The organism is Streptomyces pinistramenti, assembly GCF_020564935.1.
GTDB lineage: Bacteria > Actinomycetota > Actinomycetes > Streptomycetales > Streptomycetaceae > Streptomyces > Streptomyces pinistramenti.
Window position 1 is genome coordinate 28,150 of record NZ_JAJCXB010000041.1, and the last position, 14,722, is coordinate 42,871.

Annotated in this window: 13 protein-coding genes; 5 read left to right on the forward strand and 8 right to left on the reverse strand. The window is 71.9% G+C overall.

The window, feature by feature from the left end:
* Positions 1 to 37 precede the first annotated feature (37 nt).
* The 5 genes from LIU39_RS24430 to LIU39_RS24450 all read right to left on the reverse strand — a co-directional run bounded on the left by LIU39_RS24430 (position 38) and on the right by LIU39_RS24450 (position 4,922).
* Positions 38 to 964 carry a thioredoxin domain-containing protein gene (locus LIU39_RS24430; RefSeq protein WP_227049017.1) on the reverse strand — a complete coding sequence of 309 codons (927 nt, stop codon included), beginning with the start codon at positions 962 to 964 and terminating at the stop codon, positions 38 to 40.
* Between the two features lie 47 nt (positions 965 to 1,011).
* Positions 1,012 to 1,695 carry a hypothetical protein gene (locus tag LIU39_RS24435; RefSeq protein WP_227049018.1) on the reverse strand — a complete coding sequence of 228 codons (684 nt, stop codon included), beginning with the start codon at positions 1,693 to 1,695 and terminating at the stop codon, positions 1,012 to 1,014.
* Positions 1,696 to 1,817: 122 nt separating this feature from the next.
* A complete protein-coding gene (locus LIU39_RS24440) occupies positions 1,818 to 2,684 on the reverse strand; it encodes a thioredoxin domain-containing protein (protein WP_227049019.1) in 867 nt (288 codons plus the stop codon).
* 91 nt (positions 2,685 to 2,775) lie between these two features.
* Positions 2,776 to 3,435 carry a hypothetical protein gene (locus LIU39_RS24445; RefSeq protein ID WP_227049020.1) on the reverse strand — a complete coding sequence of 220 codons (660 nt, stop codon included), beginning with the start codon at positions 3,433 to 3,435 and terminating at the stop codon, positions 2,776 to 2,778.
* Positions 3,436 to 3,578: 143 nt separating this feature from the next.
* Positions 3,579 to 4,922: a DUF2252 domain-containing protein gene (locus LIU39_RS24450; RefSeq protein WP_227049021.1), complete on the reverse strand. Its 1,344-nt coding sequence runs from the start codon at positions 4,920 to 4,922 to the stop codon at positions 3,579 to 3,581.
* Positions 4,923 to 5,201: 279 nt separating this feature from the next.
* On the opposite strand from LIU39_RS24450, the gene dnaE reads away from it, so the two are divergent.
* On the forward strand, positions 5,202 to 8,744 hold the full coding sequence (gene dnaE, locus LIU39_RS24455; protein WP_227049022.1) for a DNA polymerase III subunit alpha: 3,543 nt from the start codon (positions 5,202 to 5,204) through the stop codon (positions 8,742 to 8,744).
* A 69-nt stretch (positions 8,745 to 8,813) separates the two neighbouring features.
* Here dnaE and LIU39_RS24460 read toward each other — a convergent pair whose 3' ends face one another.
* A complete protein-coding gene (locus LIU39_RS24460; RefSeq protein WP_227049023.1) occupies positions 8,814 to 8,987 on the reverse strand; it encodes a hypothetical protein in 174 nt (57 codons plus the stop codon).
* Between the two features lie 273 nt (positions 8,988 to 9,260).
* Between LIU39_RS24460 and LIU39_RS24465 the strand changes: the two genes are divergently transcribed.
* From LIU39_RS24465 to LIU39_RS24480, 4 genes are all read left to right on the forward strand, one after another.
* Positions 9,261 to 10,553 carry an NYN domain-containing protein gene (locus tag LIU39_RS24465; RefSeq protein WP_227049024.1) on the forward strand — a complete coding sequence of 431 codons (1,293 nt, stop codon included), beginning with the start codon at positions 9,261 to 9,263 and terminating at the stop codon, positions 10,551 to 10,553.
* An 85-nt stretch (positions 10,554 to 10,638) separates the two neighbouring features.
* The gene (locus LIU39_RS24470) at positions 10,639 to 11,649 is read left to right on the forward strand and encodes an ABC transporter ATP-binding protein (protein ID WP_227049025.1); all 1,011 of its coding nucleotides are present in this window, start codon (positions 10,639 to 10,641) and stop codon (positions 11,647 to 11,649) included.
* A 106-nt stretch (positions 11,650 to 11,755) separates the two neighbouring features.
* Positions 11,756 to 12,592 carry an ABC transporter permease gene (locus LIU39_RS24475; protein WP_372464029.1) on the forward strand — a complete coding sequence of 279 codons (837 nt, stop codon included), beginning with the start codon at positions 11,756 to 11,758 and terminating at the stop codon, positions 12,590 to 12,592.
* 68 nt (positions 12,593 to 12,660) lie between these two features.
* A complete protein-coding gene (locus tag LIU39_RS24480) occupies positions 12,661 to 13,332 on the forward strand; it encodes an ABC transporter permease (protein WP_227049026.1) in 672 nt (223 codons plus the stop codon).
* 18 nt (positions 13,333 to 13,350) lie between these two features.
* Here LIU39_RS24480 and ybaK read toward each other — a convergent pair whose 3' ends face one another.
* Positions 13,351 to 13,872 (reverse strand): Cys-tRNA(Pro) deacylase, encoded by a 522-nt coding sequence (ybaK, locus tag LIU39_RS24485; protein WP_227049027.1) that lies wholly within the window; start codon positions 13,870 to 13,872, stop codon positions 13,351 to 13,353.
* 55 nt (positions 13,873 to 13,927) lie between these two features.
* On the reverse strand, positions 13,928 to 14,674 hold the full coding sequence (locus LIU39_RS24490) for an LON peptidase substrate-binding domain-containing protein (RefSeq protein ID WP_227049028.1): 747 nt from the start codon (positions 14,672 to 14,674) through the stop codon (positions 13,928 to 13,930).
* Positions 14,675 to 14,722: the final 48 nt, after the last annotated feature.

Sequence of the window (14,722 nt, forward strand, 5' to 3'; positions counted from 1 at the left end):
CCGTCGCCCGTACGGCAGTTACGCGCGGCGCTGCGGCTCAGTGCCCGGCCGTCGGGTCCTTCTCGCCCGCGGCGATGCCCTGGCCGCCGCCTGGGCTCTGACCCTTGCCGTCCTTGCCGCTGCCCTTCGCCGGGCCGAACTCCTTGTCGATCATCTTCCGGAAGTTGGCGTCGGCGTACTCGTTGTACTCCTCCTGCGTCATCCGCTGCTGCGGCACCTCGGGCAGCACCAGCTTCTTGTCGCCGTGCACGAAGGACGGGGTGGCCTTGATGCCCTTGCGGCCGAACAGCGCCGTCATGTCCATCGTCCAGCGGTCGTAGGTGCCCTTCTCGACCGCCGTCTCGAACGCCTTGTTGCCCTTCAGCTCCGGCACCTGGGCGGCGACCTTGAGCAGCGTTGCGTCCTTGGCGAACGCGTCGTCCCGCTCGTCGGGATGGTTCTTCGCGGAGTACAGCGCGGACTTGTACGCGAGGAAGGCGTCCGGGCTGACGTTCAGCGCGGCGCCGAGCGCGCTCAGCGCGTTCTTCGAGCCCTCGCCGCCCTCGCCGCCGTCCAGGAAGGTGTAGAGAGTGAAACGGACGTTGTAGCGGCCGTCCTTGATGTCCTTGATCAGGGACTTGCCCGAACTCTGCTCGAAGGACGCGCACATCGGGCAGCGCAGGTCCTCGAAGACCTCCAGGGTCTCCTTGGCGTTCTTGTCACCTATCAGGATCTCGGTGCCGTTCTTGCCCTGGGTGTGCGCGGGCTTGACCAGCTTCGCCTCCTTGGCGGCCTCCCAGCCGGTGGGCTCGGTCGCCTTGACCACGGCGAAGCCGACGGCGCCCGCGATGACCAGGACGCCCACCACGGCGCCCGCGACGGTGAGTTGGCGGCGCGCCTTCTCCTTCTTCTTCTGCTTCTCCCGCTCGGCGCGGATCCGTTCGCGGGCTGCCGACTTGCCTGCCTGGCTGTTGCGGTTGCTCATGGGGGTCCGATCCCTCGTCGTGGCTGATGGGCGCGTGTGCGGCGTACTCAGGGAGCGACGGCGGCCGGCGGGCCGCGGCGCGGCAGACAGCGGACCAGGAGGGGGAGCCCGTACGCCCGCGGCCGCGGGCCGGGCGGCCGGGTGCGGTGGCGGGGCGGCAGCGGCGCGGCGGCCGGCGCGCGGACCGTGCGCAGCGGCCGGAACGCCTCGGCGGCCGCGGCCCGCAGCAGCCGGTCCAACGCGGCGTCCCCGCGGCGCAGCCAGGCGGCGGCCAGCAGCCCGGCCGCCAGGTGGCCGGCGAGCAGCAGCCAGGGCGCGGCGGGCAGCGGGCCGCCGGGGCGGTCGGCCACCCCGGCCAGCGGGGTGCCCCACTCGCCGCCCCGGCACAGCAGATCGACGCCGACGGAGTGCAGCGGCCCGGTGACGGGCCCGCCGGCCGGCCCGTAGCAGGCGTGCTGGCCCGTGGTGAGGACCGTGTCGGCGGCCAGTTCCAGCGGCACCAGCAGCGCCGCGACCGCGCCGTACCCGCGCTCCCTGCCGGTCAGCGCGTACGCCGCGGCGAACACGGCGGCGCACAGGGCCGCGAGGGTCGCGGTCGGCAGCGGGGTGCGGGAGAGCAGGACATGGGAGGCGGCGGACAGGGTGACGCACAGCGCGGTGAACACCGCGGCGCGCACCGCTCTCAGCCCGGCCCCCGAACGGGCCCGGTGGTCAACTCCGGTCCCTTGCATGCCGGGAGTCTGCCATGAGCACGGCAGACTCCCGGGTCAAGATTTGGCATCGGCCCGCGGACGCAGCGCGGCGGGCGGCGATGCCCAGGCGGGCCGGATCCGGTGGCCGGATCCGGCCGGGATCAGGACTTCTCGGCCTTGTCGACCATGCTGGTGAACTGCTCAGGGGTGGACGGGGCGACCTTGCTGCCCGTCGAGCCCTCGGCGCCCAGGACCGTGCCGTTGAGCTTGACCGTCGGGGTGTTCTTGACGTCCGCGTGCGAGTTGAACTCGTCGGACATCTCCAGCGCCCACCGGTCGTAGGTGCCCTTCTTGACCGCCTTCTGGAAGGCCGCGTTGCCCTTCAGCGCCGGGACGGTGTCCGCGACCTTGATCAGGTAGCTGTCGTCGGCGAACTTGTCGGGGCCCATCTCGTCCGGGTGGTACTCCTTCGAGTACAGCGCTTCCTTGTACGAAAGGAAGGCGTCCGGGCTGACGTTCAGGGAGGCGCCCAGCGCGCTGAGCGCGTTCTTGGAGCCGGTGCCCTTGAGGTTGGCGTCCAGGAAGGTGGCGAGGTGGAAGTGCGCCTTGTACTTGCCGGCCTTGACGTCCTTGCGGACCGTCTCACCCACGTTCTGCTCGAAGTTGGCGCAGCCGGGGCAGCGCGGGTCCTCGAAGAGTTCGAGGGTGTTCTTCGCGTTCGGCTTGCCGACGACGAGGGTGGTGCCCTTGGCGCCCGAGGTGTTGGCCGGCTTGACCAGCTCGGCCTTGGCGGCCTTCGCCCACACCTTGCTGTCGCCCGCGGCCGCGGCGGCGCCCCCGCCATCATCGCCGCCGCCCGAGTTGGCGACCAGCACGCCGATGCCGCCCGCGACGGCCAGCACCGCGACGATCGCGCCGCCGACGGTCAGCTGCCGGCGGACCTTCTCCTTCTTCGCCTGCCGCTCGCGCTCGGCGCGCAGCCGCTCGCGCGCTGCCTGCTTGTTGGCCTGGTTGTTGCGATTGCTCATGACTGATCCTGCTCCGTGGAAGGGACGTGCGTGCTGACGGGACGGCGTACGCGCCCGCTGCGGGCGCCACGCGCGGTGCCGGGCCGTGGCCTCAGGCAGCGAGCACGCAGGGCGGTCCACGGCGTACGACGCAGTGCACGAGCAGGGGGACGGCGCGGGCGGGTGGCCCGGCGGCGCCCCGCGGGACGGCCGGACGGTCCGCAGCGGACACCCGGGCGACCATCGCGACGGCGATCAGCAGCGGGCGGAAGGCGAAGCCGGCGACCGCGCCGAGCAGTTGGGCCAGCGCCGCCTCGCCGCGGCGCAGCCAGGCGGCGGCCAGCAGGCCGATGAGCACATGCGCGCCGAGCAGCAGCAGCCAGGCCGTGGCGGGCGCGCTGCGCGGGTCGTGCTCGGGCAGCTGCGCCAGCGGGGTGCCGACGCTGCCGCCGCCGCACAGCAGGTTCACGCCCAGGGAGCGCAGCGGTCCGGTCACCGGGCCGCTGCCGTAACAGGTGTGCTGGCCGATGCTGAAGGACGCGTCGGCGGCCAGCTCCAGGGGCACCAGCAGGGCCGCGATCCGGCCGTAGCTCCGCTCCCGGCCGGCCAGCGCGTAGGCGAGCGCGAACACGGCGGCGGACAGCACGGCGACGGTGGTCAGCGGCAGCGGCATCCGCGACAGCAGCACGTGGGACGCCGCGGACAGCGTCACGCACAGCGCCGTGAAGAGCGCTGCACGCACCGCCCGCAGGTGCGCCGCCGAGATGTCCATGGCAGCGAGTGTGCCATGGGGCGGGGCAGGGGCCACGAAAGGGGTGGTCACGGAGGGCGCAGCGGAAACGGCGCACGGGACGGGCGGTTCCCGGTGCCGCGTCCCGCCGCCCGGCCCGACCCGGACGGCCCGGCCGCCGCGCGTCACAGCCCCGGTATCCGGCCGTTGCGGAAGAGGTCAACGAAGATCTGGTGGTCGGCGCGGGCGCGGGCGCCGTAGGTGTGCGCGAAGTCCACCAGCAGCTGCCCGAGACCGTCCTCGTCGGCGGCGAGGGCCGCGTCGATGGCCCGCTCCGTCGAGAACGGCACCAGCGAGTGGCCGCTCTCGTCGTCGGCCGACGCGTGCATCGTCGCCGTGGCCCGGCCCAGGTCGGCCACCACCACCGCGATCTCCTCCGGGTCGTCCAGATCCGACCAGTCCAGGTCCACCGCGTACGGCGAGATCTCGGCGACCAGCTGGCCCGCGCCGTCCAGCTCCGTCCAGCCCAGCCACGGGTCGGCGTGCGCCTGCAGGGCGCGCTGCGAGATGACCGTGCGATGGCCCTCGTGCAGGAAGTACGCGCGGGCCTCGGCGTCGGTGATGTGCCGGGAGACCGCGGGGGTCTGCGCCTGCTTCAGGTAGATCACCACGTCGTTCTCCAGGGCGTCGCTGTTGCCCTCCAGGAGGATGTTGTACGAGGGCAGCCCGGCCGAGCCGATGCCGATGCCGCGCCGGCCCACCACATCCTTGACGCGGTAGGAGTCGGGGCGGGACAGGCTGGATTCCGGCAGCGTCTCCAGATAGCCGTCGAAGGCCGCCAGGACCTTGTAGCGGGTCGCCGCGTCCAGCTCCACGGATCCGCCGTCCGCCGCGAAGCGCCGCTCGAAGTCGCGGATCTCGGTCATCGACTCCAGCAGCCCGAACCGGGTCAGCGCACGCGCGTCGCGCAGCGCGCCCAGCAGCGGGCCCTGGGCGGTGTCCAGGGTGAAGGGCGGCAGCTCCTCGTCGGCGGCGCCACCGGACGCGGACGCCAGCGCGTGGATCCGCTCGCGGTAGGCCGCGGCGTAGGTGTGCACCAGGTCCGTGATCTGCCCGTCCGAGAGCGCCTTGGCGTAGCCGACCAGCGCCACGGACGCGGCGAACCGCTTGAGGTCCCAGGTGAACGGGCCGACGTACGCCTCGTCGAAGTCGTTGACGTTGAAGATCAGTCGGCCCGTTGCGTCCATGTACGTGCCGAAATTCTCGGCGTGCAGATCGCCGTGGATCCACACCCGGCCGGTGCGGTCGTCCAGATACGCGCCGCCGTCCGGCTCCGCCTCCAGGTCCTTGTAGAACAGGCACGCCGCCCCGCGGTAGAAGGCGAATGCCGAAGCGGCCATCTTCCGGAACTTGACGCGGAAGGCCGCGGGATCGGCGGCGAGCAGCTCTCCGAAGGCGGTGCCGAAGACCGCGAGGATCTCCTCGCTGCGCTGCGCGGTGTCCTGCGCCGGTGCGTGCTGGGGCGACATCGCCGGGTGCCTCCTGGCTGTGACGATCGGGACGGACGACCGGACGGACGACCGGTGCGGTGCTCCGCCGGTGACAACGCGCGAGGCCGCCCGCGAGTGCCCGGCCGGCCGCCGTCCGTCGCCCTCGCGCAGCGCCCGGCCGGCCGCCGCCGCGGCGGCGATGTCAGTGCCGGGTCGTAGACTTCGAGACCGTCCACCCGTCCGCCGGCACCCCCTCGCCGAGGTGCCGCGTGCCGCTCCGCCCCCACTGTCCGTCACCGTTTCCGGAGGTCTCCAGCCGTGGCCAAGCCGCCCTTCACGCACCTGCACGTCCACACCCAGTACTCCCTGCTGGACGGTGCCGCGCGGCTCAAGGACATGTTCGACGCCTGCAACGACATGGGCATGTCGCACATCGCCATGTCCGACCACGGCAACCTCCACGGCGCCTACGACTTCTTCCACAGCGCCCAGAAGGCCGGCGTGACGCCGATCATCGGCATCGAGGCGTACGTCGCGCCCGAGTCCCGGCGGACCAAACGCAAGATCCAGTGGGGCCAGCCGCACCAGAAGCGGGACGACGTCTCCGGCTCGGGTGGTTACACCCACAAGACGATCTGGGCGGCCGACAAGACCGGCCTGCACAATCTCTTCCGCCTCTCGTCCGACGCGTACGCCGAGGGCTGGCTGCAGAAGTGGCCGCGGATGGACAAGGAGACCATCGCCAAGTGGTCGGAGGGTCTGATCGCCTCCACCGGCTGCCCCTCGGGCGAGCTCCAGACCAGGCTGCGCCTCGGCCAGTACGACGAGGCCCGCAGGGCCGCCGGCGAGTACCAGGAGATCTTCGGCAAGGACCGGTACTTCCTGGAGCTGATGGACCACGGCATCGACATCGAACGCCGGGTGCGCGATGACCTGCTGAGGATCGGCAAGGAGGTGGGCATCCCGCCGCTGGTCACCAACGACTCGCACTACACCTACGCCCATGAGTCCGTCGCGCACGACGCCCTGCTGTGCATCCAGACCGGCAAGAACCTCTCCGACCCGGACCGCTTCCGCTTCGACGGCACCGGCTACTACCTCAAGTCCACTGACGAGATGTACGCCATCGACTCGTCGGACGCCTGGCAGGAGGGCTGCCGCAACACCCTCCTGGTCGCCCAGCAGATCGACACCACCGGGATGTTCGAGAAGCGCGACCTGATGCCGAAGTTCGACATCCCCGACGGCTTCACCGAGGTCACCTGGTTCCAGGAGGAGGTCCGGGTCGGCATGAACCGCCGCTACCCGGGCGGTGTCCCCGAAGACCGCCAGAAGCAGGCGGAGTACGAGATGGACATCATCATCCAGATGGGGTTCCCGGGGTACTTCCTCGTGGTCGCCGACTTCATCATGTGGGCGAAGAACAACGGCATCGCGGTGGGTCCGGGCCGAGGCTCCGCGGCCGGTTCGATCGTGGCGTACGCGATGGGCATCACCGACCTCGACCCCATCACGCACGGGCTGATCTTCGAGCGGTTCCTCAACCCCGAGCGCGTCTCCATGCCCGATGTCGACATCGACTTCGACGAGCGCAGGCGCGTCGAAGTGATCCGGTACGTGACGGAGAAGTACGGCGCCGACAAGGTCGCCATGATCGGCACGTACGGCAAGATCAAGGCCAAGAACGCGATCAAGGACTCCGCGCGCGTGCTCGGATACCCGTACGCGATGGGCGACCGCCTCACCAAGGCCATGCCCGCCGACGTCCTCGGCAAGGGCATCGACCTCAGCGGCATCACCGACCCCAAGCACCCGCGCTACAGCGAGGCGGGCGAGATCCGGGGGATGTACGAGAACGAGCCGGACGTCAAGAAGGTCATCGACACCGCCAAGGGTGTCGAGGGCCTGGTCCGGCAGATGGGTGTGCACGCGGCCGGCGTGATCATGTCCAGCGAGCCGATCGTCGACCACGCCCCGCTCTGGACGCGGCACACCGACAACGTCACCATCACGCAGTGGGACTACCCCCAGTGCGAGTCGCTCGGCCTCCTGAAGATGGACTTCCTGGGCCTGCGAAACCTGACCATCATGGACGACGCCGTCAAGATGGTGAAGGCCAACAAGGGCATCGACCTGGAGATGCTCTCGCTCCCGCTCGACGACCCGAAGACCTTCGAACTGCTCTGCCGCGGTGACACGCTCGGTGTCTTCCAGTTCGACGGCGGCCCGATGCGCTCGCTGCTCCGCCAGATGCAGCCCGACAACTTCGAGGACATTTCCGCCGTTTCGGCCCTGTACCGGCCGGGCCCGATGGGCATGAACTCGCACACGAACTACGCGGAGCGCAAGAACGGCCGCCAGGAGATCACGCCGATCCACCCGGAGCTCGAAGAGCCCCTGAAGGAGACGCTCGGCCTCACCTACGGCCTCATCGTGTACCAGGAGCAGGTGCAGAAGGCCGCGCAGATCATCGCCGGCTACTCGCTCGGCGAGGCCGACATCCTGCGCCGCGTGATGGGCAAGAAGAAGCCCGAGGAACTGGCGAAGAACTTCGTCCTGTTCCAGGAGGGCGCGAAGAAGAACAACTACTCCGACGCGGCGATCCAGGCCCTGTGGGACGTGCTGGTCCCGTTCGCCGGATACGCGTTCAACAAGGCGCACTCCTCGGCGTACGGCCTGGTCACCTACTGGACCGCGTACCTGAAGGCCAACTACCCGGCCGAGTACATGTCGGCGCTGCTCACGTCGGTGCGCGACGACAAGGACAAGTCGGCGGTCTACCTCAACGAGTGCCGCCGCATGGGCATCAAGGTGCTGCCGCCGAATGTCAACGAGTCCGAGGCCAACTTCGCCGCCCAGGGTGACGACGTGATCCTCTTCGGCCTCACCGCGGTCCGCAACGTCGGCACCAACGTCGTCGACGCGATCATCCGCTCGCGCAAGGCCAAGGGAAAGTACGCCTCCTTCCCCGACTACCTGGACAAGGTCGAGGCCGCCGCCTGCAACAAGCGCACCACCGAATCGCTGATCAAGGCCGGCGCGTTCGACGAGATGGGGCACACCCGCAAGGGCCTCACCGCGCAGTACGAGCCGATGATCGACAACGTCGTCCAGGTCAAGCGCAAGGAGGCCGAGGGGCAGTTCGACCTCTTCGGCGGCATGGGCGACGCCGCAGCGGACGAGGGCCCCGGTTTCGGTCTGGACGTCGAGTTCTCGGACATCGAGTGGGACAAGGCGTATCTCCTCGCCCAGGAACGGGAGATGCTGGGCCTGTACGTCTCCGATCACCCGCTGTTCGGGCTTGAACACGTCCTGTCCGACAAGGCGGACGCCGCCATCGCCCAGCTGACCGGCGGCGATTACTCGGACGGCTCGATCGTCACCATCGGCGGCATCATCTCCGGCCTCCAGCGCAAGATGACCAAGCAGGGCAACGCCTGGGCCATCGCGACCGTCGAGGACCTGGCGGGCTCCATCGACTGCATGTTCTTCCCCGCCACCTACCAGCTCGTGTCGACCCAGCTCGTCGAGGACACCGTGGTGTTCGTCAAGGGCCGCCTCGACAAGCGCGAGGACATCCCGCGGCTGGTCGCCATGGAGATGATGGTCCCCGACCTCTCGGAGGCGGGCGCGAACGCGCCGGTCACGATCACCATCCCGACGGTGAAGGTCAGCCCGCCGCTGGTCGAGAAGCTGGGCGAGGTGCTGACCAGCCACCGCGGCTCCACCGAGGTGCGGATCAAGCTCCAGGGCGCCCGTAAGACGACGGTGCTGCGCCTCGACCGGCACCGGGTCACGGCCGATCCCGCGCTGTTCGGCGACCTGAAGGTGCTGCTCGGCCCGTCCTGTCTGGCCGGCTGAGCGGCAGGAACGCACGCGCGAGGGGCGCGCCCGATGCGGGTGCGCCCCTCGACTCCGTTGCGGAATGCGTCAGTTGTGGCCGAAGCGCCGCTGGTGCTTGCGGGCCACGTCCGTCGGGCTGCCCTGCGCGGACTGCTGCGGCTGCGAGATCGCTTCGATGGCCGACTTCTGGGCCTGCTCGCGGCCGTGTTCGGCCGGGCCGCTCTTCTGCTGCTTACTTCGGTCCTTCTTGTGCTTGGCCATGATCTGCCTCCTGAGGGGGATCCTGGGATCGGGGCCGCGACCAGAGTTACATGCCGGACACCACCCTGCATTTCGGGCAATTACCATGAGTGAGAAGGGTAAGTGCCCGGCCCCGCCCGCGGAGCCGCCGAATCCGCCACGCCGATGATCGAGTTCGGGCAGATAACCCCCGTACGGTCGGGCAGACTCGAAGGTAAACCCGAAGGAAACTCGCGCCACAGGCCCGAGTCGGGGGGCGACCGGACTTCAGCACCTCAGGGAAGAGGGTGGAACATGGATCGCTGCGTCGTCCTGGTGGACGCCGGATACTTGCTCGGCGCCGCTGCGAGCCTGCTGGCAGGAGAACCCGCCCGGTCCCGGATCACCGTCGATCACGCCGCCCTCATCCAGGGCCTGCGCCAACGTGCCGAGGCCGACACCGAACAGCCGCTGCTGCGCATCTACTGGTTCGACGGCGCCCCCGACCGCGTCCCCCAGCCCGAACACCGCAGGCTGCGCGTGATGCCCCGGGTCACCGTCCGGCTCGGCGCACTGACCCGCAGCGACGGACGCTGGGCGCAGAAGGGCGTGGACGCGGCCATGCACGCCGAACTGACCGAACTCGCCCGCAACCGCGCCTGTTCCGACATCGTCCTGGTCACCGGCGACGGCGACCTGCTGCCCGGACTGATGTCCGCGAAGGAACACGGCGTCGCCGTCCATCTCTGGGCCGTGCAGGCCGCCGACGGCGACTACAACCAGTCCGAGGATCTCGTCGCCGAGGCCGACGAACGCCGCGTCCTGGACCGCGCCTGGATCACCCGCGCGGTACGCGCCAAGGAACTGGGCGGCCCCTGCGCCCCGCCGCCGGTGCCCCGCCCGGAGATCGCCGCCATCCTCTCCGCGCCCCTCCCCGAATCCGCGGTCGCCGCAGCCGCCGCCGCGGCCTCCGCCTCCGGGCCCGACACCGCCGAAGACAGCCGCGAACGGCACGGCGGCAGCAACGGCAGCGCCCGGCCGGCGGCCGAACACGACGGGGCCGCGGCCGCGAGCGAGAACGGCTCGGGCACCACCAAAGGCGTCCCCACCCCCAAGGACCTCGCCGGGCTCGGCCGCGCGTCCGGCGCCTCCCCGACGCCGGCCGCGCCCCAGCTGCCCGCCCCCAGCGCCACCCTGCGCTGGTCGTCGGACAAGGGCTGGGTGGAGCGCGGCGGCCCGGTCGGCGAGCCGTCCGAGACCGCGCTGCTGCCCACCCTCGCCCAGCTGACCAGCGCCGAACAGCGCTGGGCCGACCGCGAGGAGGACATCACCGCTGTCAGCGGCGACCCGTTCGAGGTCGGCCAGGTCTTCGCCAGGCGCTGGACCGACCGGCTCTCTGGCACCAGCCATCTCCAGCTGCTCTCGACCGAATACCCCCGCATCCCGCACCGCATCGACGGTGAACTCCTGCGCTACGCCGCCCGCTTCGGGCTGCTCGCCCACAAGGACGACCAGATCGACGAGCACGACCGGTACGCGATCAGGGCCGGCTTCTGGCGCGAGGTGGACCTGCGCACCGCCGCCGAACACGCACCGGTCGCAGACTGACCCGCGCGCACCCCCGGCCCCCGAGGCCCTGTCACCGCCGCCCCGCGGGCCGGTGGCGGGCCGGGGACGCGTACCCTCATAGCTCGTGAGGACGGGCGCAAAACAGGCGGACCGCGGCGAGACGGTGTGCGCCGTGCGGGACCTGGTCAAGACGTACCCCGCGATGCGCGGGCGCCGCGGGGCGGCACAGGCGCCTGCCGTACGAGCCAGCGACGGCATCACCCTGGATGTCCACCGCGGCGAGATCTTCGGCCTGCTCGGCCCCAACGGCGCCGGCAAGTCCACCCTGGTACGCCAGCTGACCGGACTGCTGCGGCCCGACGCGGGCAGCGTCCGGATCCTCGGCCACGACGTGGTGCGCCACCCCGAACGCGCCGCCCGGCTGCTCGGCTACCTCGGGCAGGAATCCACCGCCCTGGACGAGATGACCGTCTCCCTGGCCGTGGAGACCACCGGCCGGCTGCGCGGCCTCGACCCGCGCAGGGCACGCGCCGAGCGGGACGCGATCCTCGGCGAACTGGGCCTGGAAGAGCTGGCCGGCCGCCCCCTGAAGAAGCTCTCCGGCGGGCAGCGCCGTCTTGCCTGCTTCGCCACCGTCCTGACCGGCGAGCGGCCGCTGCTGGTCCTGGACGAGCCGACCACCGGCATGGATCCGGTCGCCCGGCGCGCCGTCTGGGCCGCCGTCGACCGCCGCCGGGCCGAGCGCGGCGCGACCGTCCTGCTGGTGACGCACAACGTCCTGGAGGCCGAGAGCGTCCTCGACCGGGTCGCGGTGATCGACAGGGGACAGCTGATCGCCTGCGACACACCCGGCGGGCTGAAGGAACGGGTGAGCGACGAGGTGCGGCTGGAGCTGGTGTGGCGCGACCGGCCGCCGCTCGATGTCCCCGAGGTCGCCGCGCTGCGCTCGGCGGCCCGTGCATCGGGGCGCCGCTGGACCCTGCGGCTGCCCGCCGACGAGGCCCGCGCCGCGGTCGCCGCGGTCACCTCGGGCGCCGCCTTCGCCGCCCTGGACGATTTCACGCTGGCCACCCCGAGCCTGGAGGATGTCTACCTCGCGCTCGGCGGCCGCTCCGAGGGGCTGGTCAAGGCGTGAGGCACGGCGGACGCAGGCCGGGCGGCAGCGGGACGCGGCGCGCCGCGCACCCCCGGCGACGGGCCGTGACGCCGTACCGCCGTACCGAGGAAGGCAGGATGAACGCGTGAGTGTGGTTCCCGTGCAGGCGGTGGCCGAGGCCGGTGCGGTGCCCCCGGGCGCCGGGGAGCGCGACGGGTACGGCCCGGCGGCCACGCTGGCGCCGCGCGCCCGGCTGCTGCCCGCGCTCGGCGCCGTCTACCGCGCCCAGCTCTCCCGGGCCCGGGTCGCGCGGATTCCGCTGCTGTTCGTCGCCACCTTCCAGTCCGTCGGGATCATGGTCCTGATGCGCGGCGTGGTCGACAGCACCGAAGAGGCCCGCGCCGTGGTCTCCGGATCCAGCGTGCTGGTCGTCGCGTTCGTCGCGCTCAACCTCCTGGCCCAGTACTTCGGGCAGCTCAGGGCCGGCGGCGGCCTCGACCACTACGCGACGCTGCCGGTGCCGCCGGCCGCCGTGGTGCTCGGCGCGGCCGGCGCGTACGCCTCGTTCACGGTGCCGGGGACGGTGGTGACCGCCCTCGTCGGCTGCGGCCTCTTCCAGCTGCCGATGGCCAACCTCTGGGTACTGGCCGCCGTGCTCCCGCTGGCGGGCGCGGCCCTGTCGGGCCTCGGCGCCTTCCTCGGCCTGCTCGCCCCGCGCCAGGAACTCGCCACCCTCTGCGGCCAGTTGGGCATGTCGGCCGCGCTGCTGCTGGGTGTGCTGCCGGCCGAGCGGATGCCGACGGTGATCGGCTACGCCCGCGATCTGCTGCCCTCCACCTATGGCGTGGAGGCGCTGTCGCGCACCTTCGAACCGCACCCGGACTGGTTCGCGGTCGGTGCCGACCTGGGGGTCTGCGCCGCCGTCGGACTGCTCTCGCTCGCGCTCGCGACCTGGGCCTTCCGCCGGGCGGCGAGCCGCTGACCGGCGCCGCAGCACCCGACCGCCGTCCTGCTGCCGACAGCACCCCGCCCACCTGGCACGATGACGGGGTGACCGCACCGCTGACGCCCGACAACGAACCGTCCGAAGAGCCGCAGAATCCCTGGGCCGCGCCCGCCACCGGGTCCTCGGCCGACCTGCCCGCCCACCCGCCGTCCGGCGCCGACGACCCGCCGTTCGGCCGCGAGATGCGCGACGCCGCGGTGATCGCGCTGGCGCTGGCGGTCAGCGGCGCGCTGCTCGGCGTGCTGTGGGCCTGGCTGGCGCCGCACATTCCGCTGGTCGCCGACACCCGCAACGTCTACCTCAAGAACACCGAGGGCGAGGAGGCGATCGGCGCCGACGGCACCTTCCTGCTGCTCTCCCTCGGCTTCGGCCTCGTCAGCGGCGCCGTGGTCTTCCTCTTCCGCAGGCGCGGCGGCATCCCGCTGGTGGTCGCCCTGGTCGTCGGCGGACTCCTGGGCGCCGTGCTGGGCTGGCAGCTCGGTATGACGCTCGGCCCGACCGACGACGTCGTCGCGCACGCCAAGCAGGTCGGTACCGGAGTGACCTTCGACGGACCGCTCCGGTTGCAGGCCATGGGCGTGCTGCTGGGCTGGCCGGTCGGGGCGATGGTGGCGCAGCTGGCACTGACCGGGCTGTTCGGGCCGCGCGACCCGGAGCCGGAGATGTTCGCGGCGCACTGGCCCGACCCGCACGAGCAGCGGCCGCCGGGCGTCTGAGCCGCCCCCGGCCTCCGTTCAGCCGCGCGCGATCGGCGCGACCAGCGCCCCCGTGAGGGCGACCAGGTCGGCGGGGGCCAGCTCGACCTCCAGGCCGCGCCGGCCCGCCGACACACAGACCGTCGCCCGGCCCTCGGCCGAGGCGTCCACGACCGTCCGCAGCCGCTTGCGCTGCCCCAGCGGCGAGATCCCGCCGCGTACGTATCCCGTGCTGCGCTCGGCGGCCGCCGGATCGGCCATCGCGGCGCGCTTGCCGCCCACCGCGGCCGCCAGCGCCTTGAGATCGAGGGCACCGGACACCGGCACCACCGCGACCGTCAGGGCGCCGTCCACCTCGGCCAGCAGCGTCTTGAACACCTGCTCGGGCGCCACTCCGAGCGCCTCGGCCGCCTCTTCGCCGTAGGACGGGGCGGCCGGGTCGTGCACGTAGGAGTGGAGGGTGAAGGGCACGCCGGACGCGGCCAGTACGACGGTCGCGGGGGTGCCGCCCGCTGCGCCCGGCCGGTCCTGCTGCCGGGCCTTCTTCGGCTTCTTGGACAACGTGAGGTGCCTTGGGTCGGTGGGGTGGCAACGTCGGTATGCCGCCGGGCGTACGTCAGTTGGGGCTGGTCGGCTGCCGGGTCAGGTCCACGGCCGGCAGCGAGGGGAGCTTGCCGAGCACCGCCGACTCCTGGCGAAGGACTTTCAGCTCCTGGCCGAGCCGGGCCGCGGTGTCCGGTGCCTCCAGCAGCCGCTGCTTGGCCGGCACGTCCAGGACGGCGGCCGCGGCGACCAGATACGACAGCACCGACGGATCGGCGGGCAGGTCCTGGCCGCTGGAAAGCGTCCGCTCGTTCGCCCAGGCCAGCCGCTTCTGGTAGGTGCGGAACGCCCGCACGACACCGGCGGCGAGGGTGCCCGCGCCGTCCCCCGGCTCCTCGTCCAGCTCTTCCATCTCGGCGGTCAGATACGGGCCCGACGCGTCCACGGACAGCAGCCGGAAGCGGGTGGTGCCGGTGGCCAGCACCTCGTAGCCGGTGTCGTCGTCCGAAGACTTGGCCCGGATGGTTGCCGCGTCCGCGAGGCAGCCCACGGCGTGGAAGGCCGCCATCGGTTCGTCGCCGAAGCCCGCGGCGGGGCCTTCGGCGGCCGGCACCGTCGCGTCCGGCATGCCCTGGGCGGTGGGCGCGACCTCGCGGCCGTCCCTGATCGCGATCACGCCGAAACGGCGGTCGTCCTCGGGGAGCGCGTCGAGGTCGCGCATCATCGCCCGGTACCGCGACTCGAACACGTTCAGCGGGAGTACGAGTCCCGGGAACAGCACCGAGTTCAGCGGGAAGAGCGGCAGGCGCACGGAGGTCACAGCCGGTAAGCCTAGAGGAGTGCGTCCGGCGTCGTGCCCGCCCCCCGG

Bases quoted from the DNA above. Each gene is read 5' to 3' on its own strand.
- LIU39_RS24430 (WP_227049017.1), bottom strand. From the start codon at position 964: ATGAGCAACCGCAACAGCCAGGCAGGCAAGTCGGCAGCCCGCGAACGG.
- LIU39_RS24435 (WP_227049018.1), bottom strand. From the start codon at position 1,695: ATGCAAGGGACCGGAGTTGACCACCGGGCCCGTTCGGGGGCCGGGCTG.
- LIU39_RS24440 (WP_227049019.1), bottom strand. From the start codon at position 2,684: ATGAGCAATCGCAACAACCAGGCCAACAAGCAGGCAGCGCGCGAGCGG.
- LIU39_RS24445 (WP_227049020.1), bottom strand. From the start codon at position 3,435: ATGGACATCTCGGCGGCGCACCTGCGGGCGGTGCGTGCAGCGCTCTTC.
- LIU39_RS24450 (WP_227049021.1), bottom strand. From the start codon at position 4,922: ATGTCGCCCCAGCACGCACCGGCGCAGGACACCGCGCAGCGCAGCGAG.
- LIU39_RS24460 (WP_227049023.1), bottom strand. From the start codon at position 8,987: ATGGCCAAGCACAAGAAGGACCGAAGTAAGCAGCAGAAGAGCGGCCCG.
- LIU39_RS24465 (WP_227049024.1), top strand. From the start codon at position 9,261: ATGGATCGCTGCGTCGTCCTGGTGGACGCCGGATACTTGCTCGGCGCC.